Source organism: Pseudomonas sp. B5(2017) (assembly GCF_002112825.1).
In the GTDB taxonomy this organism is placed as follows: domain Bacteria; phylum Pseudomonadota; class Gammaproteobacteria; order Pseudomonadales; family Pseudomonadaceae; genus Aquipseudomonas; species Aquipseudomonas putida_Z.
Genome location: NZ_NEIR01000017.1, coordinates 19,456 through 39,256 on the forward strand (window position 1 = coordinate 19,456; position 19,801 = coordinate 39,256).

The window sequence follows — 19,801 nt, forward strand, 5'->3', positions numbered from 1 at the left end:
ACAGCCAAACAGTCTTTCAGGATGTTGATTTGAACAACGCGTTGAACAACGAACGGGTGGCTGCATGAGTGCTCCCCTTGCCCGTCTGGAGCGAAAGCTCGGTTATACCTTCAAGAACCAGGACCAGATGCTCCTGGCACTGACCCATCGCAGTTACGCCGGGCGCAACAATGAGCGCCTGGAGTTTCTCGGTGACGCCATTCTCAACTTCGTCGCCGGCGAAGCGCTGTTCGAGCGCTTCCCGCAGGCCCGCGAAGGCCAGCTGTCGCGCCTGCGCGCGCGCCTGGTCAAGGGTGAGACCCTGGCCCGCCTGGCCCGTGGTTTCGACCTGGGCGATCACCTGCGCCTGGGTTCGGGTGAGCTCAAGAGCGGTGGCTTCCGCCGCGAGTCGATCCTGGCCGATGCCCTGGAGGCGCTGATTGGCGCTATCTACCTGGACGCCGACATGGAAACGGCCCGGGAGCGCGTGCTGGCCTGGCTGGCCGATGAGTTCGAAGGCCTGACCCTGGTCGATACCAACAAGGACCCGAAAACCCGCCTGCAGGAGTTCCTGCAGTCGCGCAGCTGCGAGCTGCCGCGTTACGAAGTGGTGGATATCCAGGGCGAACCGCACTGCCGGACCTTCTTCGTCGAATGCGAAGTGGTGCTGCTGAACAACAAGAGCCGTGGCCAGGGCGTTAGCCGGCGTATCGCCGAGCAAGTCGCTGCCGCGTCTGCACTGATCGCCCTGGGCGTGGAGAATGGCAATGACTGATAGCAACCCGACCCGCTGCGGCTACGTAGCCATTGTCGGCCGCCCGAACGTGGGCAAGTCGACCTTGCTCAACCACATCCTCGGCCAGAAGCTGGCGATCACCTCGCGCAAGCCGCAGACCACCCGCCACAACATGCTCGGCATCAAGACCGAGGGTGACGTGCAGGCGATCTACGTCGATACCCCCGGTATGCACAAGGCCAACGACAAGGCCTTGAACCGCTACATGAACCGCAACGCCTCGGCGGCCCTGAAGGACGTCGACGTGGTGATCTTCGTGGTCGACCGCACCAAATGGACCGATGAGGACCAACTGGTGCTGGAGCGCGTGCAGTACGTGACGGGCCCACTGATCATCGCGGTCAACAAGACCGACCGCATGGAAGAAAAGGCCGAACTGATCCCGCACCTGCAATGGCTGCAGGAGCAGTTGCCGAACGCCGAAGTGATGCCTATTTCCGCGCAGCAGGGGCACAACCTGCAGGCGCTGGAAGCACAGATCGCCAAGCACCTGCCCGAGAACGAGCACTTCTTCCCCGAAGACCAGATCACCGACCGCAGCAGCCGCTTCCTGGCCGCCGAACTGGTGCGCGAGAAGATCATGCGCCAGCTGGGTGCGGAATTGCCGTACCAGATCACCGTGGAAATTGAAGAATTCAAGCAGCAGGGCCATGTGCTGCACATCCATGCGCTGATCCTGGTCGAGCGCGACGGCCAGAAAAAGATCATCATTGGCGACAAGGGCGAGCGCATCAAGCGCATCGGCTCCGAGGCGCGCAAGGACATGGAGGTGCTGTTCGACTCCAAGGTCATGCTCAACCTGTGGGTCAAGGTGAAAGGCGGCTGGTCCGATGACGAGCGCGCCCTGCGCTCGCTGGGCTACGGCGACCTCTGAGCCTCGCACGGCCGGTCTCTGTAGGAGCGGCCTTGTGTCGCGACAGGGCCGCAAAGCGGCCCCGGATTTTCAGCTTCGCAGCATAAATTGCTGGGGCTGCTGCGCAGCCCTATCGCGACACAAGGCCGCTCCTACAAGGGCCAGTGCAACCCCTGGGGCACGTATTTTCCATGGAACAACCTGTCGGCCAGCCAGCCTACGTGCTGCACAGCCGTGCCTACAAGGAAACCAGCGCGCTGGTGGACTTCTTCACCCCGCAGGGCCGCATGCGCGCCGTGCTGCGCCGTGCGCGTGGCAAGGGTGGCAGCCTGGTGCGGCCGTTCGTGCCGCTGGAGCTGGAACTGCGTGGGCGTGGCGAGCTGAAGAATGTCGGGCGCATGGACAGTGCCGGCATCGCCGCCTGGCTGCATGGCGATGCCCTGTTCAGCGGGTTGTACCTCAACGAACTGCTCATGCGCCTGCTGCCCGCCGAAGCGCCTTTCCCGGCGCTGTTCGAGCACTACACCCTGACCTTGCAAGCCTTGGCCGCCGGTCGCCCGCTGGAGCCGCTGCTGCGCTCCTTCGAATGGCGGCTGCTGGACGAACTCGGTTACGCGTTTTCGTTGCACCACGACGTCAATGACCAGGCGATCGCGGTCGATGGCCTGTACCGCTTGCGTGTGGATGCCGGCCTGGAACGGGTCGAGCTGGTGCAACCCGGGCTGTTCCGCGGCACCGAACTGCTGGCCCTGGCCGAAGCCGACTGGGATGCCCCAGGTGCCTTGCTCGCCGCCAAGCGCCTGATGCGCCAGGCACTGGCGGTTCACCTCGGGGCAAAACCGCTGGTCAGCCGGGAACTGTTTCGCAAGCGCTGATCACGACGTATGCTGTGGGGCTAAATCTTCAGGAGAGCCTTTCGTGACTCACAGCAACCGCATGCTTCTCGGCGTAAACATCGACCACGTGGCGACCCTGCGCCAGGCCCGGGGCACGCGTTACCCTGATCCGGTCAAGGCTGCCCTGGATGCCGAGGAAGCAGGCGCCGATGGCATCACCGTGCACCTGCGTGAAGACCGCCGGCACATCCAGGAGCGTGACGTGGTGCTGCTCAAGGACGTGCTGCAGACCCGCATGAACTTCGAGATGGGCGTCACCGAAGAGATGATGGCCTTTGCCGAGAAGATCCGCCCGGCGCATATCTGCCTGGTACCCGAAACCCGTCAGGAGCTGACCACCGAAGGCGGCCTTGACGTGGCGGGCCAGGAAGCACGGATCAAGGCTGCGGTTGAGCGCCTGTCGCGTACCGGTGCCGAAGTGTCGCTGTTCATCGATGCCGACGAGCGGCAGATCGAGGCTTCGCGTCGCGTTGGCGCGCCTGCCATCGAGCTGCACACCGGGCGTTACGCCGATGCCGAAACCCCGACCGAAGTGGCCGAGGAGCTCAAGCGTATCGTCGATGGCGTGGCGTTTGGCGTGGGGCAGGGGCTGATCGTCAATGCCGGCCACGGCTTGCATTACCACAACGTCGAGGCGGTGGCGGCAATCAAAGGCATCAATGAGCTGAACATCGGCCATGCGCTGGTGGCGCATGCGCTGTTCGTCGGCTTCAAGGCCGCTGTGGCCGAGATGAAGGCGCTGATCGTGGCCGCGTCGCGCTAATCGTTGGTCGCCTGTACCGGCCTCTTCGCGGGTAAACCCGCTCCCACAGGTACCCCACAGGCCTTGAGGCTTGTGCAATCCCTGTGGGAGCGGGTTTACCCGCGAAGAGGCCGACACAAGCGATGTATTACTCGGCTGGAAACACCAGGGTAAACCGGGTAGGCCCAAAGGGGCTGCTGCTGACCTCGACCCGCCCGCCATGCAACTGCATGATCGATTTCACGATCGCCAGCCCCAACCCGGTCCCTCCCTCCAGCCGTGAGCGCCCGGAGCCCACCCGGTAAAACCGCTCGAACAAGCGCGACTGGTGTTCTTCAGCAATACCAGGCCCCTGGTTTTCCACCGAAAGCCGAACTTCGCTGCCCACGCGCTCGATACGCAGTTCCACAGGCTTGTCATCGGGGCAGTGCCGAATGGCATTGCTCAACAGGTTCGACAGTGCCCGCTGAAACATCAGCCGATCACCCTGCGCCGTCCCCCAGCCTTGCACACGCAACTCAACCCCTTTCAGCTCGGCACTGAACGCAAACAGCTCGACAACCCGCGCCGTCTCGTCGGCCAATGCCATGGGCTTGAGCGCGACCTGGGCCTGGGGTTGGCTGACCTGGGCGAGAAACAGCATGTCATTGATGATGCGGTTGAGCCGGGTCAGTTCTTCGATGCTGTCTTCCAGCACTTCCCGGTAATTCGCGTTGTCCCGTTCGCGGGCCAGCGTCACTTGCGCCTTGCCCATCAGGTTGCTCAACGGTGTGCGCAGTTCATGGGCCAGATCATCGGAGAACTGCGACAACTGGCTGACGCCCTGATCGAGGCGGTCGAGCATCACGTTGATGCTGCTGGCCAGCTCTGCCAGCTCCAGCGGCAGGCCGGTAGCGGGAAGACGATGTTGCATGTCCTGGGCCGACACCCGCCCGGCAATGCGCCGGAAGTGCCGCAGTGGTCTCAGGCCGCGCTGCATCAGCCACCAGGCACCGGCCCCGATCAGCAACAGCAGCAACGGCAGCGCGAGCAAGGTGGAGTGCAGGTAGGCCTGCAGCAGGGCGTTGTCGTCGGCGCGGTTGAGCGACATCATCACCTTGACCGGGGTGTCGTCGCGCAGGCGCATCAGCCGGGTCACGGTGAGTATCTGGTTGCCATTGCTGTCGCGCCACGCATGAAAGGCCAGACGGGCATCGGTGCGCAGATCGCCTACCTGCGATTCCAGCGCTGGCCCCAGGCTGAGCAGGTGCGGATGGCGGCCTTCGAGGGCCAGCACGCTGAGGCTGAGGTTGTCGTGCCCCATCACCAGGTCGAGCAAGGGATGGGCGCGGCTGCCCAGGTCTTCGCTACGCAGGTCGACCCGCAGGTTGTGCTCGACCTGCAGCATCTTGCGCGCCAGGTCCTTGCGTGCGCGGCTGTCCAGTTCGTGATCGAGGGCGAACACGGCCAGGCAGGCCAGCAGCAGCACCAGTGCAGCGCCCATCAGCGTCACGCTCAAGCCCAGGCGCAGTGACAGGCTGGCGTTTTTCAAAAGCGTGCCTCGAGCACGTAGCCGACGCCACGCAGGGTATGGATCAGCTTGTTGTCGAACGGGTCGTCGATCTTTGCCCGCAGGCGCCGTATCGAAACCTCGACCACATTGGTGTCGCAGTCGAAGTTCATGTCCCACACCAGCGAGATGATCTGGGTGCGTGACAGCACCTCGCCGGTCTGGCGCATCAGCAGGTGCAGCAGGGCGAATTCCTTGGCGGTCAGGTCTATACGCTGGCCGGCGCGGTAGGCGCGGTGGCGGCCAGGGTCCAGCTCCAGATCGGCGACGCGCAGGGTGCTGGGCTGCAGTTGCTGGTCGTTGCGGCGCAGCAGGCTGCGGATACGGGCCAGCAGTTCCGGGAACTCGAAAGGTTTGAGCAGGTAATCGTCGGCCCCCAGATCCAGGCCCTTGACCCGGTCGGCCAGGCGGCCGTGGGCGGTAAGCATCATGATGCGCGTGGCCGATTCGGCGCGCAGCCGCTGCAGCACGGTCCAGCCATCGAGTTCGGGCAGGTTGACGTCGAGGATGACCAGGTCGTAGGGCTGCTGGCGGGCCAGGTGCAGGCCATCGGTGCCGGTGTGGGCGCAGTCGACCACGTAGCCGTTCTCGCGCAGGCCCTGCTGCAGGTAGTCGGCGGTACGCAGTTCGTCCTCGATGATCAGTAGACGCATGGGTGGGCTCGGTGTGATGAAAGGGGGCGATTCTCGACCCTGTAGTGGCATCAGGGTCAAGGCGTGGGATGTTACGGCATGAGTAAGGACGCGCGGCGCAGATAACGGATTTGTAATCCTGGTGTTATCTGGCTGTCTGTTCGGGCCCTATCGCCGGCAAGCCAGCTCCCACAGGATCACCACAAGTCTTGAAAACTGTGCAGTACCTGTGGGAGCTGGCTTGCCGGCGATAGGGCCCGAACAGGCAAAACAGGGCCACATTGCAAGACTGTAATCCCCGCCTCACCTTGCCGTTAGCTAGCCCTCGCTAGGATGGCCCTGTCTGATCGGTTATCACGAGGCAACCACGATGAACCTGACCAAATACCTGCTGTTGGCCACCCTTGCCCTGGGCAGCGCCAGTGTTTACGCCGAGGGCGGTGCGGAACGTTCCAAACAATTCTGGCAAGCGTTCCGCGAAGACCAGCAGCGGCTGCACGGCGACAAGCAACAGGCCGTTGCCGAGCGTGAGCGCAAGGCACAGGAGAAGGCCCGCGAGTTGGCCAAGGATTGAGTGACAGCACCTGCGCCGTGACAGCTCCTCGGCGCAGGTGTATTCGGGCGCCCATCCGGGCGCCTTTTTTATTTGCGCGCCAGCAGGGTGGCGCGGCGTGGGGCCGGCAGGCCTTCGATGGTCTTGCTGTGGTCGTTCGGGTCAAGGAAGTCGCCCAGTGACTGGTAGCGCATCCACTCGGTGCTGCGCTGTTCCTCGACGCTGGTCACGCTTACGTCGACGCAACGCACATCGCTGAAACCGGCACGGCGTAACCAGCGCTCCAGGGCCGGTACCGACGGCAGGTACCAGACGTTGCGCATCTGTGCATAGCGGTCCTCAGGTACCAGCACCTGGTTTTCGTCACCCTCGATCACCAGGGTTTCCAGCACCAGTTCCCCGCCTTTGACCAGGCAGTCCTTGAGCGCCAGCAGGTGCTCGATGGGCGAGCGGCGGTGGTAGAACACCCCCATGGAAAACACCGTGTCGAAACCTTCGAGGTTGGCCGGCAGGTCTTCCAGGGCGAAAGGCAGGTGCCAGGCGGGCAGCTCTGGCAGGTATTGCTGAACGGCCTGGAACTGGCAGAAGAACAGCCAGTTGGGATCGACGCCAATCACCATGTCGGCGCCGGCACCGAGCATGCGCCACTGGTAGTAGCCGTTACCGCAGCCCACGTCGAGCACGCGCTTGCCCTTGAGGTCCAGGTGCGGGCCGACCCGGGACCATTTCCAGTCCGAACGCCATTCGGTGTCCACATGCACGCCGAACAGGTCGAATGGCCCTTTGCGCCAAGGGGACAGGCCCATCAGTGCCTGGCGCATCTGCGCGCGGGTGGCGTCGTCGCAATCGCAGTCCAGGCGCAGCCCGTTGACCAGGTCGATTTCGCTCGGTTGCAGGGCGGGCAAGGCTTCCAGAGCACCTCGCCAGCGGTCGAGGTCACCGTGACCCTTCTCCAGCTTGGCTTCCAGTTGCGCTTGCAGGCCTTGCGACCAGGAAGCCAGGGGCGTGCCCGCCAGGCGGCGGACGAGGGGGGACAGATCGATCATGGCAGGGCAATCAAAGAGGCGAAGTTAAGGCATTGGAACCAGGGCACCACCTTCGAGAAACCGGCTGCGCGCAGGCGCGCCTGGTGGGCTTCGAGGGTGTCGGGCCTCATCACGTTCTCGATGGCGCTGCGCTTCTGGGCAATTTCCAGTTCGCTGTAGCCATTGGCACGTTTGAAGTCCAGGTGCAGTTCATTGAGCAGGTCCTGCTGTTCATCATCGGCGAAGCGCAGTTTTTCCGAGAGGATCAGCGCACCACCGGGCAACAGCGCCTGGCGGATGCGGCCGAGCAGCTCCAGGCGCTGGTCGGGGGCGATGAACTGCAGGGTGAAATTCATCGCCACCACCGAGGCGGGCTCGAAGGGCAGGGCCAGGATGTCGGCTTCCAGCACCTGCACCGGCAGCAGTTCCTGGAACATCGAGTCCTGGGCGGTGAGGTACTGGCGGCAACGCTCGACCATCGCCGCGGAGTTGTCCACGGCGATTACCCGGCAGCCGTCACTGCGCACATGGCGGCGCAGCGATTGAGTAACGGCACCCAACGACGCACCCAGGTCGTACAGCGCGGTATGCGGCTGGGCGAAGCGCGCGGCCAGCACGCCGAGGTTCTCGACAATGGTCGGGTAGCCCGGAACCGAGCGCTTGATCATGTCCGGGAACACACGCACCACATCCTCGTTGAAGACGAAGTCGGGCACTTGCTCCAAGGGCTGGGCGAAAAGGCGGTCGGGTTGTTTGCTCACGGCGGGCTCGATACAGGGTGAAACGGAGGCGCATTTTAGCCAAAGGCCGCGATTCTTGCCATGGCAGCGCTTCAGGGGCGGGCGCTGAGGGACCTCTGCGCCTGCCTGGTGGGTGTGCAGGTTGCCTATGAGCGAAGCTGCGGACTTTAGCGGACGATGATCTTGCAGTCGAAGGTTTGCACGGGGGCGATATCTGCGGCCCACGGCTGCTGGTACACCAGCACCAACTGACCATCGCCGGTATCGCTGGCCTGGTAGCGCCAGGTGGAGACACCGGCGCTGCCGACCACGTCTTCCTCCTCGGGAGCGCTATACACCTCCGGGCCAAGGCTGCGCAGTACGTTGGAGGCAGGTGCTTCGACGCGCCAGCGGTAGCCGGTGGACGGGTTGCTGGGCAAGCTCAGGATCAGCGCCTGGCCAACCTGCAGGCGCGTCGGGCATTCGCTTTCGGCGTCCAGTTCGACGGGTTGCGTGGGCTGTTGGGCACAGGCGGAAATCAGGGCGAAGCTCAGGGGAACGAGCAGACGAGGGGCGGTCATGTTGGCTCCGGAGGCTGACGATGGCCTGAGGATAACCGATGATCGAGGAGATTTGTGTTGCCTGTGCCGGCCCTTTCGCGGGTAAACCCGCTCCCACAGTGATCTCACTGGGCTCAAGCCCTGCGCTATCCCTGTGGGAGCGGGTTTACCCGCGAAGAGGCCGGTGTTGGCTAGAACAGCACTTTGGCCACGTCGGCGAAGCGCTTGGCGAAATGCACGGTCAGACCTTCGCGCAGGTAGTCCGGCAGCTCCTCATAGTCCCCACGGTTAGGCTCCGGCAAGATCAGCTCGAAGATCTTCTGCCGCCGCGCCGCAATCACCTTCTCGCGCACACCGCCAATCGGTAGTACCTGCCCGGTCAGGGTCAGCTCGCCGGTCATGGCCACGCCCTTCTTCGGCGCCTGGTCTCGGGCCAGCGACAGCAGGGCGCTGGCCATGGTGATGCCGGCACTCGGGCCGTCCTTGGGCGTGGCGCCTTCGGGCACGTGCAGGTGAATGAACGCTTCGTTGAAGAAGCCAGGGTCACCACCAAACTGCTTGAGGTTGGAGCTGACGTAGCTGTAGGCAATTTCGGCCGACTCTTTCATCACATCACCCAGCTTGCCGGTCAGCTTGAAGCCGCGGTTGAGGGTGTGGATGCGGGTGGCTTCGATCGGCAGCGTGGCGCCGCCCATGCTGGTCCAGGCCAGGCCGGTGATCACGCCTTTGCCAGCCAGCACCTGCTCGCTGCGGAACACCGGCATGCCAAGCGCGGCTTCCAGGTCCTTGGTGCCGATCTTCAGTTTGGCCTCGGGGTTTTCCAGCAGCTTGACCACGGCCTTGCGCACCAGCTTGCCCAGTTGTTTCTCCAGCTGGCGTACCCCGGCTTCGCGGGCATAGCCTTCGATCACCGCGCGCAGGGCGCTGTCGCTGATGCCGAGGCTGGTCTTGGCCACACCGGCCTTTTCCAGCTGCTTGGGCCACAGGTGGCGCTTGGCGATGGCCAGTTTCTCTTCGGTGATGTAGCCGGACAGGCGGATCACTTCCATGCGGTCGAGCAATGGCCCGGGGATCGAATCCAGGGTGTTGGCGGTGCACACGAACAGCACCTTGGACAGGTCCAGGCGCAGGTCCAGGTAGTGGTCGAGGAAGTCGACGTTTTGCTCCGGGTCCAGGGTTTCCAGCAGCGCTGAAGCCGGGTCGCCCTGGTAGCTCTGGCCCATCTTGTCGATCTCGTCGAGCATGATCACCGGGTTCATCACTTCGACGTCTTTCAGGGCCTGCACCAGCTTGCCGGGCTGGGCGCCGATGTAGGTGCGGCGGTGGCCCTTGATCTCGGCCTCGTCGCGCATGCCGCCGACACTGAAGCGGTAGAACGGCCGGCCGAGCGATTCGGCGATGGATTTGCCGATGCTGGTCTTGCCTACCCCGGGCGGGCCCACCAGCAGCACGATCGAGCCGCTGATCTCGCCTTTCCAGGCGCCCACGGCGAGGAATTCGAGTATGCGCTCCTTGATGTCGTCGAGGCCGGCGTGGTGCTGGTCGAGGACCTTGCGTGCGTGCTTGAGGTCGAGCTTGTCCTTGCCGTACACGCCCCAGGGCAGGGCGGTGGCCCAGTCCAGGTAGTTGCGGGTGACGGCGTATTCGGGCGAGCCGGTTTCGAGGATGGCCAGCTTGCCCATCTCTTCGTCGATGCGCTTGCGTGCCTGGTCCGGCAGGGTCTTGCCTTCGAGGCGCTGCTCGAACTGCTCGAGGTCGGCGCTGCGGTCGTCCTTGGTCAGGCCCAGCTCCTGCTGGATGACCTTGAGCTGTTCCTTGAGGAAGAACTCGCGCTGGTGCTCGCCGATCTGCCGGTTGACCTCGGCCGAGATTTCGTTCTGCAGGCGCGCCACCTCGACTTCCTTGCGCAGCATCGGCAGGACCTTTTCCATGCGCTTGAGCATGGGTACGCAGTCGAGCACTTCCTGCAACTGGTTGCCGGTGGCCGAGGTGAGGGCGGCGGCGAAGTCGGTGAGCGGCGACGGGTCGTTGGGGCTGAAGCGGTTGAGGTAGTTCTTCAGCTCTTCGCTGTACAGCGGGTTGAGCGGCAGCAGCTCCTTGATCGCATTGATCAGCGCCATGCCGTAGGCCTTGACCTCGTCGGTCGGCTCGGCTGGCTGGCGCGGGTATTCCACCTCGACGAGGTACGGCGGGCGGTGGTGCTTGAGCCAGGTACGGATGCGTACCCGGGTCAGGCCCTGGGCGACGAACTGCAGCTTGCCGTTTTCGCGGCTGGCGTGGTGCACCTTCACCAGCGTGCCGTACTGCGGCAGCGCCGAGGTGTCGAAGTGGCGGTGGTCTTCTGGCGGGGTATCCATGAAGAACAGGGCCAGGCTGTGGTCTGGCGACTGGGCCACCAGGTCGAGGGTTTCTGCCCAAGGGTCTTCATTGACGATGACCGGCAGCACCTGGGCCGGGAAGAACGGACGGTTGTGAATCGGGATCACATAGACCTTGTCCGGCAGCTGCTGGCCGGGCAGGGCGAGGGCGTGGCCGGTTTCGGCCTGGGGAGTGGTGTGTTCGACTTCGCTGTGTTCGTCGGGATGTTCCGGGAAATCCTGCTGGTCGCTCATGGGGCACCTGCGTGAATGACTATGGTGCTTAGATGGGGCGGGGGGGGATGGGTTTCAATGGTAGATGAAGGGTGCAGAGAGGAGTGATGCCTGTACCGGCCTCTTCGCGGGTAAACCCGCTCCCACAGGTACGGCGCCGAGCTTGGGGGCAGCGCCGTACCTGTGGGAGCGGGTTTACCCGCGAATGCGGCAGCAGGTTCACTGCCGCATCTCTGGATTACTCAGCCAGTTTGTAAGCGATGATGTAGTCGCCCATCCTGGTGCCCAGCGAGCCATGCCCGCCGGCAGTCACCAGCACGTACTGCTTGCCATCCTTGCCGCTGTAGCTCATCGGCGTGGCCTGGCCACCCGCTGGCAGGCGGGCTTTCCACAGTTCCTTGCCGTTGTTCACGTCATAGGCGCGCAGGTACTGGTCCAGGGTGCCGCTGAGGAAGCCGACGCCACCGGCGGTGACGATCGAACCACCCATGCTCGGCACGCCAACCGGCATGCCGATCGGCACCGGGGTGCTGTCGCGGGTGGTGCCGTTCTTGTGCTTCCACACCACCTTGTTGGTGAACAGGTCGATGGCGGCGACATAGCCCCAGGCCGGGGCCTGGCACGGTACGCCCAGTGGCGACATGAACGGGTGCATGGTCACCGCGTACGGCGCACCGGTGTTCGGCTGCACGCCGCTGGTCTCGCTTTCGCGCTTGCTGCCCTCGGCCACCTGCTCACGCGGGATCATTTTCGACACGAAGGCCATGTAGTTGGGCGAGGTGAACAGCAGTTGGCGCACCGGGTCGACCGACACGCTACCCCAGTTGAACACACCGACGTTGCCCGGGTAGATCAGCGAGCCTTGCTCGGACGGCGGGGTGTACTGGCCTTCGTAACGCAGCTCGCGGAACTGGATGCGGCACAGCATCTGGTCGAACGGCGTGGCGCCCCACATGGCCTGTTCGGTCAGTTCAGGGCCGAGCAGGTTGAGGTCGGAGCGGGCCTGGGTCGGCGAGGTGTGGTCGCCCTTCACCGCACCTTGCGGGGTGGGGATCTCGCGGATCGGCACGATCGGCGTACCGTCGCGGCGGTCGAGCACGTACAGGCTGCCTTGCTTGGTCGGCACGATGATTGCCGGCTTCACGCCATCGTCGGTCTTCAGGTGGACCAAGGTCGGCTGGCTGCCGACGTCCATGTCCCACAGGTCGTGGTGGGTGAACTGGTAGTTCCAGCGAGCCTTGCCGGTGGCAAGGTCCAGGGCGACCACGCCGGCGCTGTACTTCTCGGCGCCTGGGGTGCGGTTGGCGCCCCACTGGTCCGGGGTCTGGTTGCCCAGTGGCAGGTAGATCATGCCGAGGTCTTCGTCGACGCTGGCGATCGACCACATGTTGGCCGAGTTGCGGCTGTACATCTTGCCGGGAGCCAGTGGCTGGGTGTCGTCCGGGTTGTTGCTGTCCCAGTTCCACACCAGGTGGCCATCGTGCACATCGTAGGCGCGGATCACGCCGGATGGCTCGTTGGTCGACTCGTTGTCGGTGACATGGCCACCGATGATCACCAGGTCACGGGTGACCGCGGCTGGCGAGGTGGAGTAGTAGCCGCCAGCGGTGAACGGGCCGATGCCGGTGGTGAGGTCGATCACGCCCTGGTTGGCGAAGCCTTCGCAGACCTTGCCGTTGTCGGCATTGATGGCGATCAGGCGGGCGTCCGCAGTCGGCAGGTAGAGGCGGCGAGGGCAGGCCTGGGCCACGGCCTGGCCGGCGTCGGTAATTTTCGGTGCCGGGCTGCCGTCGCGGCTGACGTAACGGTTTTCGTCATAGTACGAAACGCCACGGCAGGTCATGTGGGCGAAGCCCTTGAAGGTGCCGACCGGGCTCTTGACCTGCGGGTCGTAGCGCCAGATTTCCGCGCCGGTGTCCGGGTCCAGGGCCAGCACGCGGCTGTGCGCGGTGCAGGCATAGAGCATGCCGTTGACCTTCAGCGGGGTGTTCTGGTTGGTCAGCTCCACCGGGTCGTTTTCGGTCGGCAGGTCACCGGTGCGGATGCGCCAGGCCTCTTCCAGGCGGTAGGCGTTCTGCGGGGTGATCTGGCGCAGCGGCGAATAGCGGTCGCCGTGCTCGGTGCGGCCGTAGGCCTGCCATTCGCCGTCGGGCATGGCCGGGGCGGCGCTGGCCATTTCGCTGCTGTCGCGGCCCAGTTCGCCGAACACTTCACCGGGGTGGGTGAACTGGCTGCCCAGGGCGCAAGCGCCCGAAGCGACCACTGCAATGCCGAGCAGCGCAGTGTTGGCCTTGTTGGCCGGGCCGATCAGCGGGCGACGCGCCCAGGGCAGCAGCAGGACCACACCGATGGCAAACCAGATGGCCAGGCGCGGTACCAGTTGCCACCAGTCCAGGCCCACTTCGAGCAGGGCCCACACGGTGCTGCCCAGCAGTACCAGGCCGTACAGGCCCAGGGCGATGCGGCGCTGGGCCAGCAGCAGGATGCCCGACAGGGCAAAGCCGATACCGGCGATCAGGTAGTACAGCGATCCGCCCAGCTGGCTCAGCTTGATGCCGCCGGCCAGCAGGGCCAGGCCCATCAGCAACAGCAGCGCGCCGATCAGGCGCGGTAGCCAGCGGCTTCCATTGTTGGCACCTTCAGTGCTCATCGTAGGTTCTCCGTCAGGTCAAAAAGGGGGTTAGAAACTGCTCTGGATCTTCAGGCCGCCGATCAGGGCGCCATCGACCTGCGACACCCCGCCCGGATGGCGGATGTACTGCAGGTTGGGGCGGACCGTGAGCCAGTTGGCCAGATGGATGCCGTAGTACAGCTCGGCGCTGTACTCGGTGTCCTGCACCGGCAGGAAACCGGGGTTGTCGTAGTCGTAGAGGCCGGCGGCCTGGTTGGCCAGGCGCGCGTTCTTGCGATAGGCAGGGTTGACGTGCACACGGGCCAGGGCGAAACCGATGTCGTCCTTGGCGCGGGCGTCGAAGGGCCCTTTGTATACCAGTCCTGCCTGCACATAGTTGTCGATGGCATTGGTCTTCTTGTCGTGCACCGTGGCGTTGGCGAACAGGCTCAGGCCACGCGACTGGTCGGACGCCAGCGAAGTCACCTGCTGCTGGGCGCCGAGCCACAAGCCGTGCTTGCTCGAACTGCTGCGGTAGGCGGCGCCGCTGAGGGCTGCCGGCTGGCCGTTGCTGTCCTTGAGAACATCCTGTGCCTTGGCATTACTGTAGTAGTAGCCGGCGCGATATTCCCCTTTCAGGCCATTGATCTGTGGGCTCCACACCAATTCCACCGGCATTACCGCGCCTTGGGTGCCGCTGCCGCTGAGCTTGAAGCCGTTGCCCGACTCCAGGTTCGAGGGGTTCTGCTGGAACACGCCGACCTGGGCGTAGAGCGCGTCGCTGAGGTTGTAGCGCACGCGCAGGGCCCACTGGCTGACCGGCCAGTTGTACCAGATGCCACCCACCCAGTTGCCTACCTGCGAGCCGCAGAAGGCCAGGTTCTGGAAGTCGCAGGGGAAGCTGTTGAAGTCCTCGCCTTCGCCGAAACGGCCGAATTTCACGTCCAGTGCGCCGTCGAAGTACTTCTGCTTGATCCACATCTGCGTCAGCCGCCAGGTTTCGCCACGGCCCCAGACCTCCTGGGCCGAGGTGAAGCCGCCGACACGCGGGTCGTTGATGCGGTCGTTGCTGATGTTGTCGCCGTGGCGCTCGGTGATGGTCAGCTGGAATTCGGTGTCGTGCCAGCCAAGGATCTTCTCCAGGTCCAGGTGGCTGCCGAAGGTGAACTGGTCGCTGTAGCGCGCGGTGCGGTCGTGGTCGTAGCCACCATGCAGGTTGCTGCCCATCTCGCCGGTGTAGCCGAGGGTGAAGTCGTAGCCTTTTTCCAGCAGTTCGCTGCGGGTGCCACCCCAGTCGCCGAGCATCCAGGGGGAGTCGCTGGCGAACATCTCGCTGGCGCCGGTGGGGGCCGCCAGGGCGCTGAGGGCAAGGCCGATGTAACAGGTTTTGGGCAGTTGGAGCATGAGATAGCGCTATCTTTTGATTATTGAATAAACGGCAAGCGCATCGAAGGGCGGGCCCTTCAATGGATAAGGCGACAAGATGGTTTCGATGAAGCGATTCAGCTTGCGGCGGGGAGGATATAGGGGAAGTTGTAAGAAAAAAAGACAAATTGTCGCAGTGGATTGTTGCTTGTCTGGTAACAGTACAGATGAAGTTAGGTTAATACGGGATCTTGTGGGAGCGGGTTCACCCGCGAATGCGATGGTGGTCCTGGCATCGCATTCGCGGGTGAACCCGCTCCCACAGGAATCTCGTCAGCTTCAAGTCTTAAGTAAAACGGTTGATCCCAAAGGACCCGGTAGATCAGAAGGTGGTACGCAGACCCACTTCCACACTACGCCCCGGCGCCGGGGCGATATCGCGCAGGATCGAGCTGGCATAGCGCACGGTCTGGTCAGTCAAGTTCTCGCCGCGCACAAACGCTAGCCACTGGCTCTGGCCAACTTCAAAGCGGTAGCCAACACTGGCCCCCAGCGTGGTATAGCCATCGGTGCTGGTTTCGTTGGCCGGTTTGCGATGCTGCGACGCAGCATGCTGCACGTCGACCCGCGCCTGCCAGCGGTCCAGCTCCCAGACCAGGCCGCTGTTCAGGCGCAGTGGGGCGATGCGTGGCAGCGGCTCGCCACTGTCGAGGTTTTTCGCCCGGGTGTAGTCACCGGAGAGCTCCAGGGCAAAGCTGCCATAGCGGTTCTCGGCCAGTTGCCAGCGGTCCTGGGCCTCGATGCCATAGAAGCGCGCCCGCACGCCCTGGTACTGGTATTCCGGGAAACCGTCATGGTCGTGATCGTGGTCATGGTCATCCTCGCCATGGTCGTGGTCATGCCCCTCGCGGATGTTGCCGGTGCCGATCAGGCCGATGTAGTTGCGGAAGTGGCTGTAGAACACCCCGACACTGCCCTTGTGGGTGCCGTTGTCGAAACGCAAGGCCAGGTCGGTAGAAATGGCTTTTTCCTTGTTCAGGCTGGCATCGCCGACTTCAAAGGCTCCGGTGGCCACGTGGGCACCATTGGCATACAGCTCGTAGAAGGTCGGGGCGCGCTCGGTGTAGCCGAGGTTGGCGGCCAGCGACCAGATCGGGTCGAGCTGGTACACCGCCCCGGAAGACAGGCTGAAAGCGTTGAAAGTGCTGGCGCTGTCGGCGTCGGCGAAGTTCTCGTTGCCTTTGGCATCCGGGTCGACCCGGGTGTGCTCCATGCGTGCGCCCAGGCTCAGGTTCAGGCGCTCGGTGGCTTGCCACTGCTCCAGCATGAACAGCGCCAGGCTGTCGGTGTCGGTGTGCGGGACGAAGGCTTCCTCGCCCAAGGCGGAGAATTCGTTGCGGCTGACCTGGGCGCCGATCACGCCTTCTACCGGCCCGAGCGGTTGGTGGCGGGCTTCGATACGTGCCTCATAGCCCTTGTTCCTGAAGGTGGTGTGGACTTCGCCTTCTTCTATTTCACGGTGCTCGTAGTCGGTGTAGCCGGCATCGACCTTGACCGAAGTGAACGGGCCGTCCAGGTCACGCAGTTCGGAGGCGAAGGCGTAGTGGTCCTGCTTCATGTCCAGGCGCACACCTGGCTCGGCCACCGAGCCATAGTTGCTGTCGTAGCGGCTGTACGACAGGCCGGCGTAACCGTGGTCCCAATGGTAGGCGCCACCCACGGCGCCACCGTCCTGGCGGCCGTCGCTGTTTTCCAGGCGGTGCTTGCCGCCGGGTTCGTCGGCGTCGCGCACCTTGGAACTGCGCGCGTAACCGGGGATGCGCAGGTCGTTGAACTGGCGGCTGTTGGCATCCAGGTGCAGGGCGAAGGCACCGTTGCCGGCCTCCAGCTTGCCAGCGCTGCTGCGGGTGGTATCGGCGCCGCCGTAGCGCAGTTCACCGGCACCTTGGATGCCCTCGATGGGGGTATCCGGGATGCGATTGTCGAAGGTATTGACCACACCTCCGATGGCGTTGCCGCCGTAGAGCAGGGCAGCCGGGCCACGGACGATCTCGACACGGTCGACGGTCACCGGGTCCAGCGGCACGGCGTGGTCGTAGGACAGCGATGAAGCATCCAGGGCGCCGACGCCATTGCGCAGGATGCGAATGCGGTCGCCATCCAGGCCACGAATTACCGGGCGACTGGCGCCTGGGCCGAACCAGGTGGAGGCGACCCCGGGCTGCTTGTTCAGGGTTTCACCGAGGCTGCCGTGCTGCTGTTGCAGCAGGTTGTCGCCTTCGAGCACGGTGCTGGGTGCGGCCAGCTGGCTGTTGCCCAAAGGGTTGGCGGTGATGACCTGGGGTTCGAGTTCCACGGCGTGGCTGGGTGATGCGGCCAGCCACAGCGCGACGGCGAGGGGAGAGAGGCGAAGCGGTGTGTACAGCATGGGGATGGGGCGTTCCTTGGCAGATGCTTTTGTATTGTTACAATATAACATCTCTATTTCAGCACAGAGGTTTTGCGCCTGGCCAGCGGTTTTTCTGTCGACTCACCTGATCCCACCCACCACTACACTCGTGTAAGGTGCGCATCTTTCCTACGGAGCACTGGCATGAGCACGGCCCAACACAACGCGCTGCACGGCAAGACCCTCGAACAGATCCTCACCGAGTTGGTGGCGCACTACCAATGGCAGGGCCTGGCCGAGCGCATCGATGTGCGCTGCTTCAAAAGCAACCCGACCATCAAGTCGAGCCTGACCTTCCTGCGCAAGACGCCGTGGGCACGGGAAAAGGTCGAGCAGCTGTACGTGAAGCTGCAGCGCCAGGCCTGACATGCCGCGCCGTCCCTGGCTGACCGGCATGGCCGTGCTGGGTTGGTTCGGCCTGACCGTGCAGGTGTACCTGGTGCTGTTGGCGCGTTGGCAGGAACAGGCCAGTCTGGTGGGTGGCCTGATCAATGTGTTCGGGTATTTCACCGTGTTGACCAATACCCTGGTGGCAACGGTGCTCAGTTATGCGGCGTTCGGCCGGGAAGGCCGTGCCAAGCGCTTTTTCCTGTCGCCTGCGGTGAGTTCCGCGGTGGCCGCCAGCATCGTGCTGGTGGCATTGGCCTACAGCGTGCTGTTGCGTCACTTGTGGCAACCGCAGGGCTGGCAATGGCTGGCGGACGAGTTGCTGCACGATGTGATGCCCGTGCTATATGCCTTGTACTGGTGGTGCGAGGTGCCCAAGGGCAGGTTGCGGCTATGGCATCTGCTGGTCTGGGCGGTGTACCCGGCGATGTATTTTGCCTACGCGCTGTGGCGGGGGAGCGAGATTGGCGTGTATGCCTACCCGTTCATCGATGTGGCGAGCCTGGGGTATGGGCAGGTATTGCTCAATGCCCTGGGGGTGTTGGCTGGGTTCTGGGGGATTGGGCTGGTGTTGCTGGGGCTGGACAGGTGGCGGGGGCTGCACAGATTGGCTTGACCTGCACTGGCCCTATCGCCGGCAAGCCAGCTCCCACAGGAATTGCGCAGCCCTTGAACGCTGCGGGGTACCTGTGGGAGCTGGCTTGCCGGCGATAGGGCCGGGGCAGCAATAATCAATCATTCGTCGTCCGCAGTCCCGTCGGCACGCCAGTAGGCCACAGCCTTGAGCGCATCCTCAGGCAAACCTTTCTCCAGCAACAGTGCCTTGGCCTGGCGGGTCAGGGCTTTTTCCAGTGCCACCCAGCCATACAACCGGCCTTGCGGCAAGGTCAGGTTGTTCACCAGCGCCAGCAGGTCTTCCTGTTGGCGACGTACCCAGATCACTTCCACCTGTGCCTTGCTCGGCAGTGGCTGGCGTTCCTGCTCGTCTTCGATCTGGATAACCGCCAGTACCTGGCGGCCCGCTGGCAATTCCTCCAGGCGGCGGCCAATGGCCGGAATGGCGGTTTCGTCGCCGATCAGCAGGTAGCTGTCGAAGATGTCCGGCACCACCATCGAAGCCCGCGGCCCGGCAATGTCCAGGGTTTGCCCGGGTGCCGCCTGGGCTGCCCAGGTAGAGGCAGGGCCATCGCCGTGAAGCACGAAGTCGATGTCCAGCTCATTGGTCACCAGGTCGATGCGCCGTGGCGTGTATTCGCGCATGGTAGGCCGCGCGCCACCTTCTCGGCCCAGGTTACGAGCCTCTATGGCCCGCTGTTGCTCCGGCGTCTCGGCGAACAGCAGCTTGATATGGTCGTCGCTGCCCACGCTGGTGAAGCCTTGCAGCTCGGCTCCCCCAAGGGTGATGCGGCGCATGCGCGGGGTCAGTTCGGTGACCCGCAGCACCTGCAGGCGGCGTTGGCGGATTTCGTGGTTGACGCGGTGAATGGTGTCACTCATGGGGTGTCTCCCTGACAGGTTCGGCCGGCCCGGAGGCGATGGCCTTGGCGGTGTGGTTGAGCAGGTCGCGGACCCGCTCGATTTCTTCCGGTGTCCAGCGGCCACTGTGCATGTGCAGTGCGTGGCGCAGGTTGCCGACCGCTTCATGAATCTCTGGTGGGCGGTCGTGGCCGCGCAGGGCGCGCTTGCTGACTTCGATGCGCATGCGCACGCCGTCCAGTGCGACGGCCTGTTCGGCCAGGGCGGTGCGGCCGGCTTCGGTAATGGCGTAGAGGCGTTTGCTGCCCTGCACCTGGCCGCTGATCAGCTCGGCCTCCTCGAGGAAGTTGAGGGTGGGGTAGATCACCCCGGGGCTTGGGCTGTAGCTGCCGTCGAACAGGTTTTCGATCTGGCGGATCAGGTCGTAGCCGTGGCCTGGCTGCTCGGCGAGCAGGGCCAGCATCAGCAGCTTGAGGTCGCCGGGGGCGAAGACGCGCGGGCCGCGTTCGCCACGACCTGGGCGCCGCTCGAAGGGGTCATGGGGGGTATGTTCGCGCATGGGGGCAGGGCTCCGTCGTTTGCGATATATCGTAAGATATTACTCAAGATATATCTAAA

At 64.1% G+C, this 19,801-nt stretch carries 18 protein-coding genes; 7 read left to right on the forward strand and 11 right to left on the reverse strand.

Annotation, left to right across the window (positions count from 1 at the left end; translation table 11 throughout):
* The first annotated feature begins 64 nt into the window (after positions 1 to 64).
* From rnc to pdxJ, 4 genes are all read left to right on the forward strand, one after another.
* Complete coding sequence (gene rnc / locus CAG00_RS23215) at positions 65 to 754, forward strand: ribonuclease III (protein WP_003258487.1); 690 nt, start codon at positions 65 to 67, stop codon at positions 752 to 754.
* Positions 747 to 1,649: a GTPase Era gene (gene era, locus CAG00_RS23220; RefSeq protein ID WP_015271595.1), complete on the forward strand. Its 903-nt coding sequence runs from the start codon at positions 747 to 749 to the stop codon at positions 1,647 to 1,649. The genes rnc and era overlap by 8 nt, the downstream gene beginning before the upstream one ends.
* A gap of 170 nt (positions 1,650 to 1,819) precedes the next feature.
* The gene (recO, locus tag CAG00_RS23225) at positions 1,820 to 2,503 is read left to right on the forward strand and encodes a DNA repair protein RecO (protein ID WP_015271594.1); all 684 of its coding nucleotides are present in this window, start codon (positions 1,820 to 1,822) and stop codon (positions 2,501 to 2,503) included.
* A gap of 61 nt (positions 2,504 to 2,564) precedes the next feature.
* Positions 2,565 to 3,287, forward strand: coding sequence for a pyridoxine 5'-phosphate synthase (gene pdxJ / locus CAG00_RS23230; RefSeq protein ID WP_153670549.1), 723 nt, complete (start codon positions 2,565 to 2,567; stop codon positions 3,285 to 3,287).
* A gap of 127 nt (positions 3,288 to 3,414) precedes the next feature.
* On the opposite strand, the gene CAG00_RS23235 is transcribed toward pdxJ, so the two are convergent.
* Together CAG00_RS23235 and CAG00_RS23240 are read right to left on the reverse strand one after the other, a co-directional pair.
* Complete coding sequence (locus CAG00_RS23235; RefSeq protein ID WP_085665431.1) at positions 3,415 to 4,797, reverse strand: heavy metal sensor histidine kinase; 1,383 nt, start codon at positions 4,795 to 4,797, stop codon at positions 3,415 to 3,417.
* Positions 4,794 to 5,468: a heavy metal response regulator transcription factor gene (locus tag CAG00_RS23240; protein WP_003258489.1), complete on the reverse strand. Its 675-nt coding sequence runs from the start codon at positions 5,466 to 5,468 to the stop codon at positions 4,794 to 4,796. Before CAG00_RS23240 ends, CAG00_RS23235 begins: the two co-directional genes overlap by 4 nt.
* Before the next feature lie 349 nt (positions 5,469 to 5,817).
* Here CAG00_RS23240 and CAG00_RS23245 point away from each other — a divergent pair, with 349 nt between their 5' ends.
* On the forward strand, positions 5,818 to 6,021 hold the full coding sequence (locus tag CAG00_RS23245) for a hypothetical protein (RefSeq protein ID WP_025340422.1): 204 nt from the start codon (positions 5,818 to 5,820) through the stop codon (positions 6,019 to 6,021).
* Positions 6,022 to 6,089: 68 nt separating this feature from the next.
* Here CAG00_RS23245 and cmoB read toward each other — a convergent pair whose 3' ends face one another.
* The 7 genes from cmoB to CAG00_RS23280 form a co-directional block, all read right to left on the reverse strand.
* Positions 6,090 to 7,046 carry a tRNA 5-methoxyuridine(34)/uridine 5-oxyacetic acid(34) synthase CmoB gene (cmoB, locus tag CAG00_RS23250; protein ID WP_025340421.1) on the reverse strand — a complete coding sequence of 319 codons (957 nt, stop codon included), beginning with the start codon at positions 7,044 to 7,046 and terminating at the stop codon, positions 6,090 to 6,092.
* Entirely contained in the window at positions 7,043 to 7,786 is a 744-nt protein-coding gene (gene cmoA / locus CAG00_RS23255; protein WP_025340420.1) for a carboxy-S-adenosyl-L-methionine synthase CmoA, read from the reverse strand. The genes cmoB and cmoA overlap by 4 nt, the downstream gene beginning before the upstream one ends.
* A 146-nt stretch (positions 7,787 to 7,932) precedes the next feature.
* A complete protein-coding gene (locus CAG00_RS23260; protein ID WP_075046169.1) occupies positions 7,933 to 8,325 on the reverse strand; it encodes a protease inhibitor I42 family protein in 393 nt (130 codons plus the stop codon).
* Positions 8,326 to 8,495: 170 nt separating this feature from the next.
* Positions 8,496 to 10,916 carry an endopeptidase La gene (lon, locus tag CAG00_RS23265; protein WP_085614225.1) on the reverse strand — a complete coding sequence of 807 codons (2,421 nt, stop codon included), beginning with the start codon at positions 10,914 to 10,916 and terminating at the stop codon, positions 8,496 to 8,498.
* A gap of 217 nt (positions 10,917 to 11,133) precedes the next feature.
* The gene (locus tag CAG00_RS23270) at positions 11,134 to 13,545 is read right to left on the reverse strand and encodes a glucose/quinate/shikimate family membrane-bound PQQ-dependent dehydrogenase (RefSeq protein WP_085665432.1); all 2,412 of its coding nucleotides are present in this window, start codon (positions 13,543 to 13,545) and stop codon (positions 11,134 to 11,136) included.
* A gap of 30 nt (positions 13,546 to 13,575) precedes the next feature.
* Positions 13,576 to 14,910 (reverse strand): carbohydrate porin, encoded by a 1,335-nt coding sequence (locus CAG00_RS23275; protein WP_085665433.1) that lies wholly within the window; start codon positions 14,908 to 14,910, stop codon positions 13,576 to 13,578.
* Between the two features lie 343 nt (positions 14,911 to 15,253).
* Positions 15,254 to 17,299 (reverse strand): TonB-dependent receptor, encoded by a 2,046-nt coding sequence (locus CAG00_RS23280; RefSeq protein WP_085665434.1) that lies wholly within the window; start codon positions 17,297 to 17,299, stop codon positions 15,254 to 15,256.
* A 165-nt stretch (positions 17,300 to 17,464) separates the two neighbouring features.
* On the opposite strand from CAG00_RS23280, the gene CAG00_RS23285 reads away from it, so the two are divergent.
* A complete protein-coding gene (locus CAG00_RS23285; protein WP_003252112.1) occupies positions 17,465 to 17,686 on the forward strand; it encodes a VF530 family DNA-binding protein in 222 nt (73 codons plus the stop codon).
* 1 nt (position 17,687) lies between these two features.
* Positions 17,688 to 18,323, forward strand: a complete 636-nt coding sequence (locus CAG00_RS23290) for a Pr6Pr family membrane protein (RefSeq protein WP_085665435.1) — start codon at positions 17,688 to 17,690, stop codon at positions 18,321 to 18,323.
* A gap of 119 nt (positions 18,324 to 18,442) precedes the next feature.
* On the opposite strand, the gene CAG00_RS23295 is transcribed toward CAG00_RS23290, so the two are convergent.
* Entirely contained in the window at positions 18,443 to 19,204 is a 762-nt protein-coding gene (locus CAG00_RS23295; protein WP_085665436.1) for a siderophore-interacting protein, read from the reverse strand.
* Positions 19,197 to 19,742 (reverse strand): PadR family transcriptional regulator, encoded by a 546-nt coding sequence (locus CAG00_RS23300; protein ID WP_046614772.1) that lies wholly within the window; start codon positions 19,740 to 19,742, stop codon positions 19,197 to 19,199. The genes CAG00_RS23295 and CAG00_RS23300 overlap by 8 nt, the downstream gene beginning before the upstream one ends.
* Positions 19,743 to 19,801: the final 59 nt, after the last annotated feature.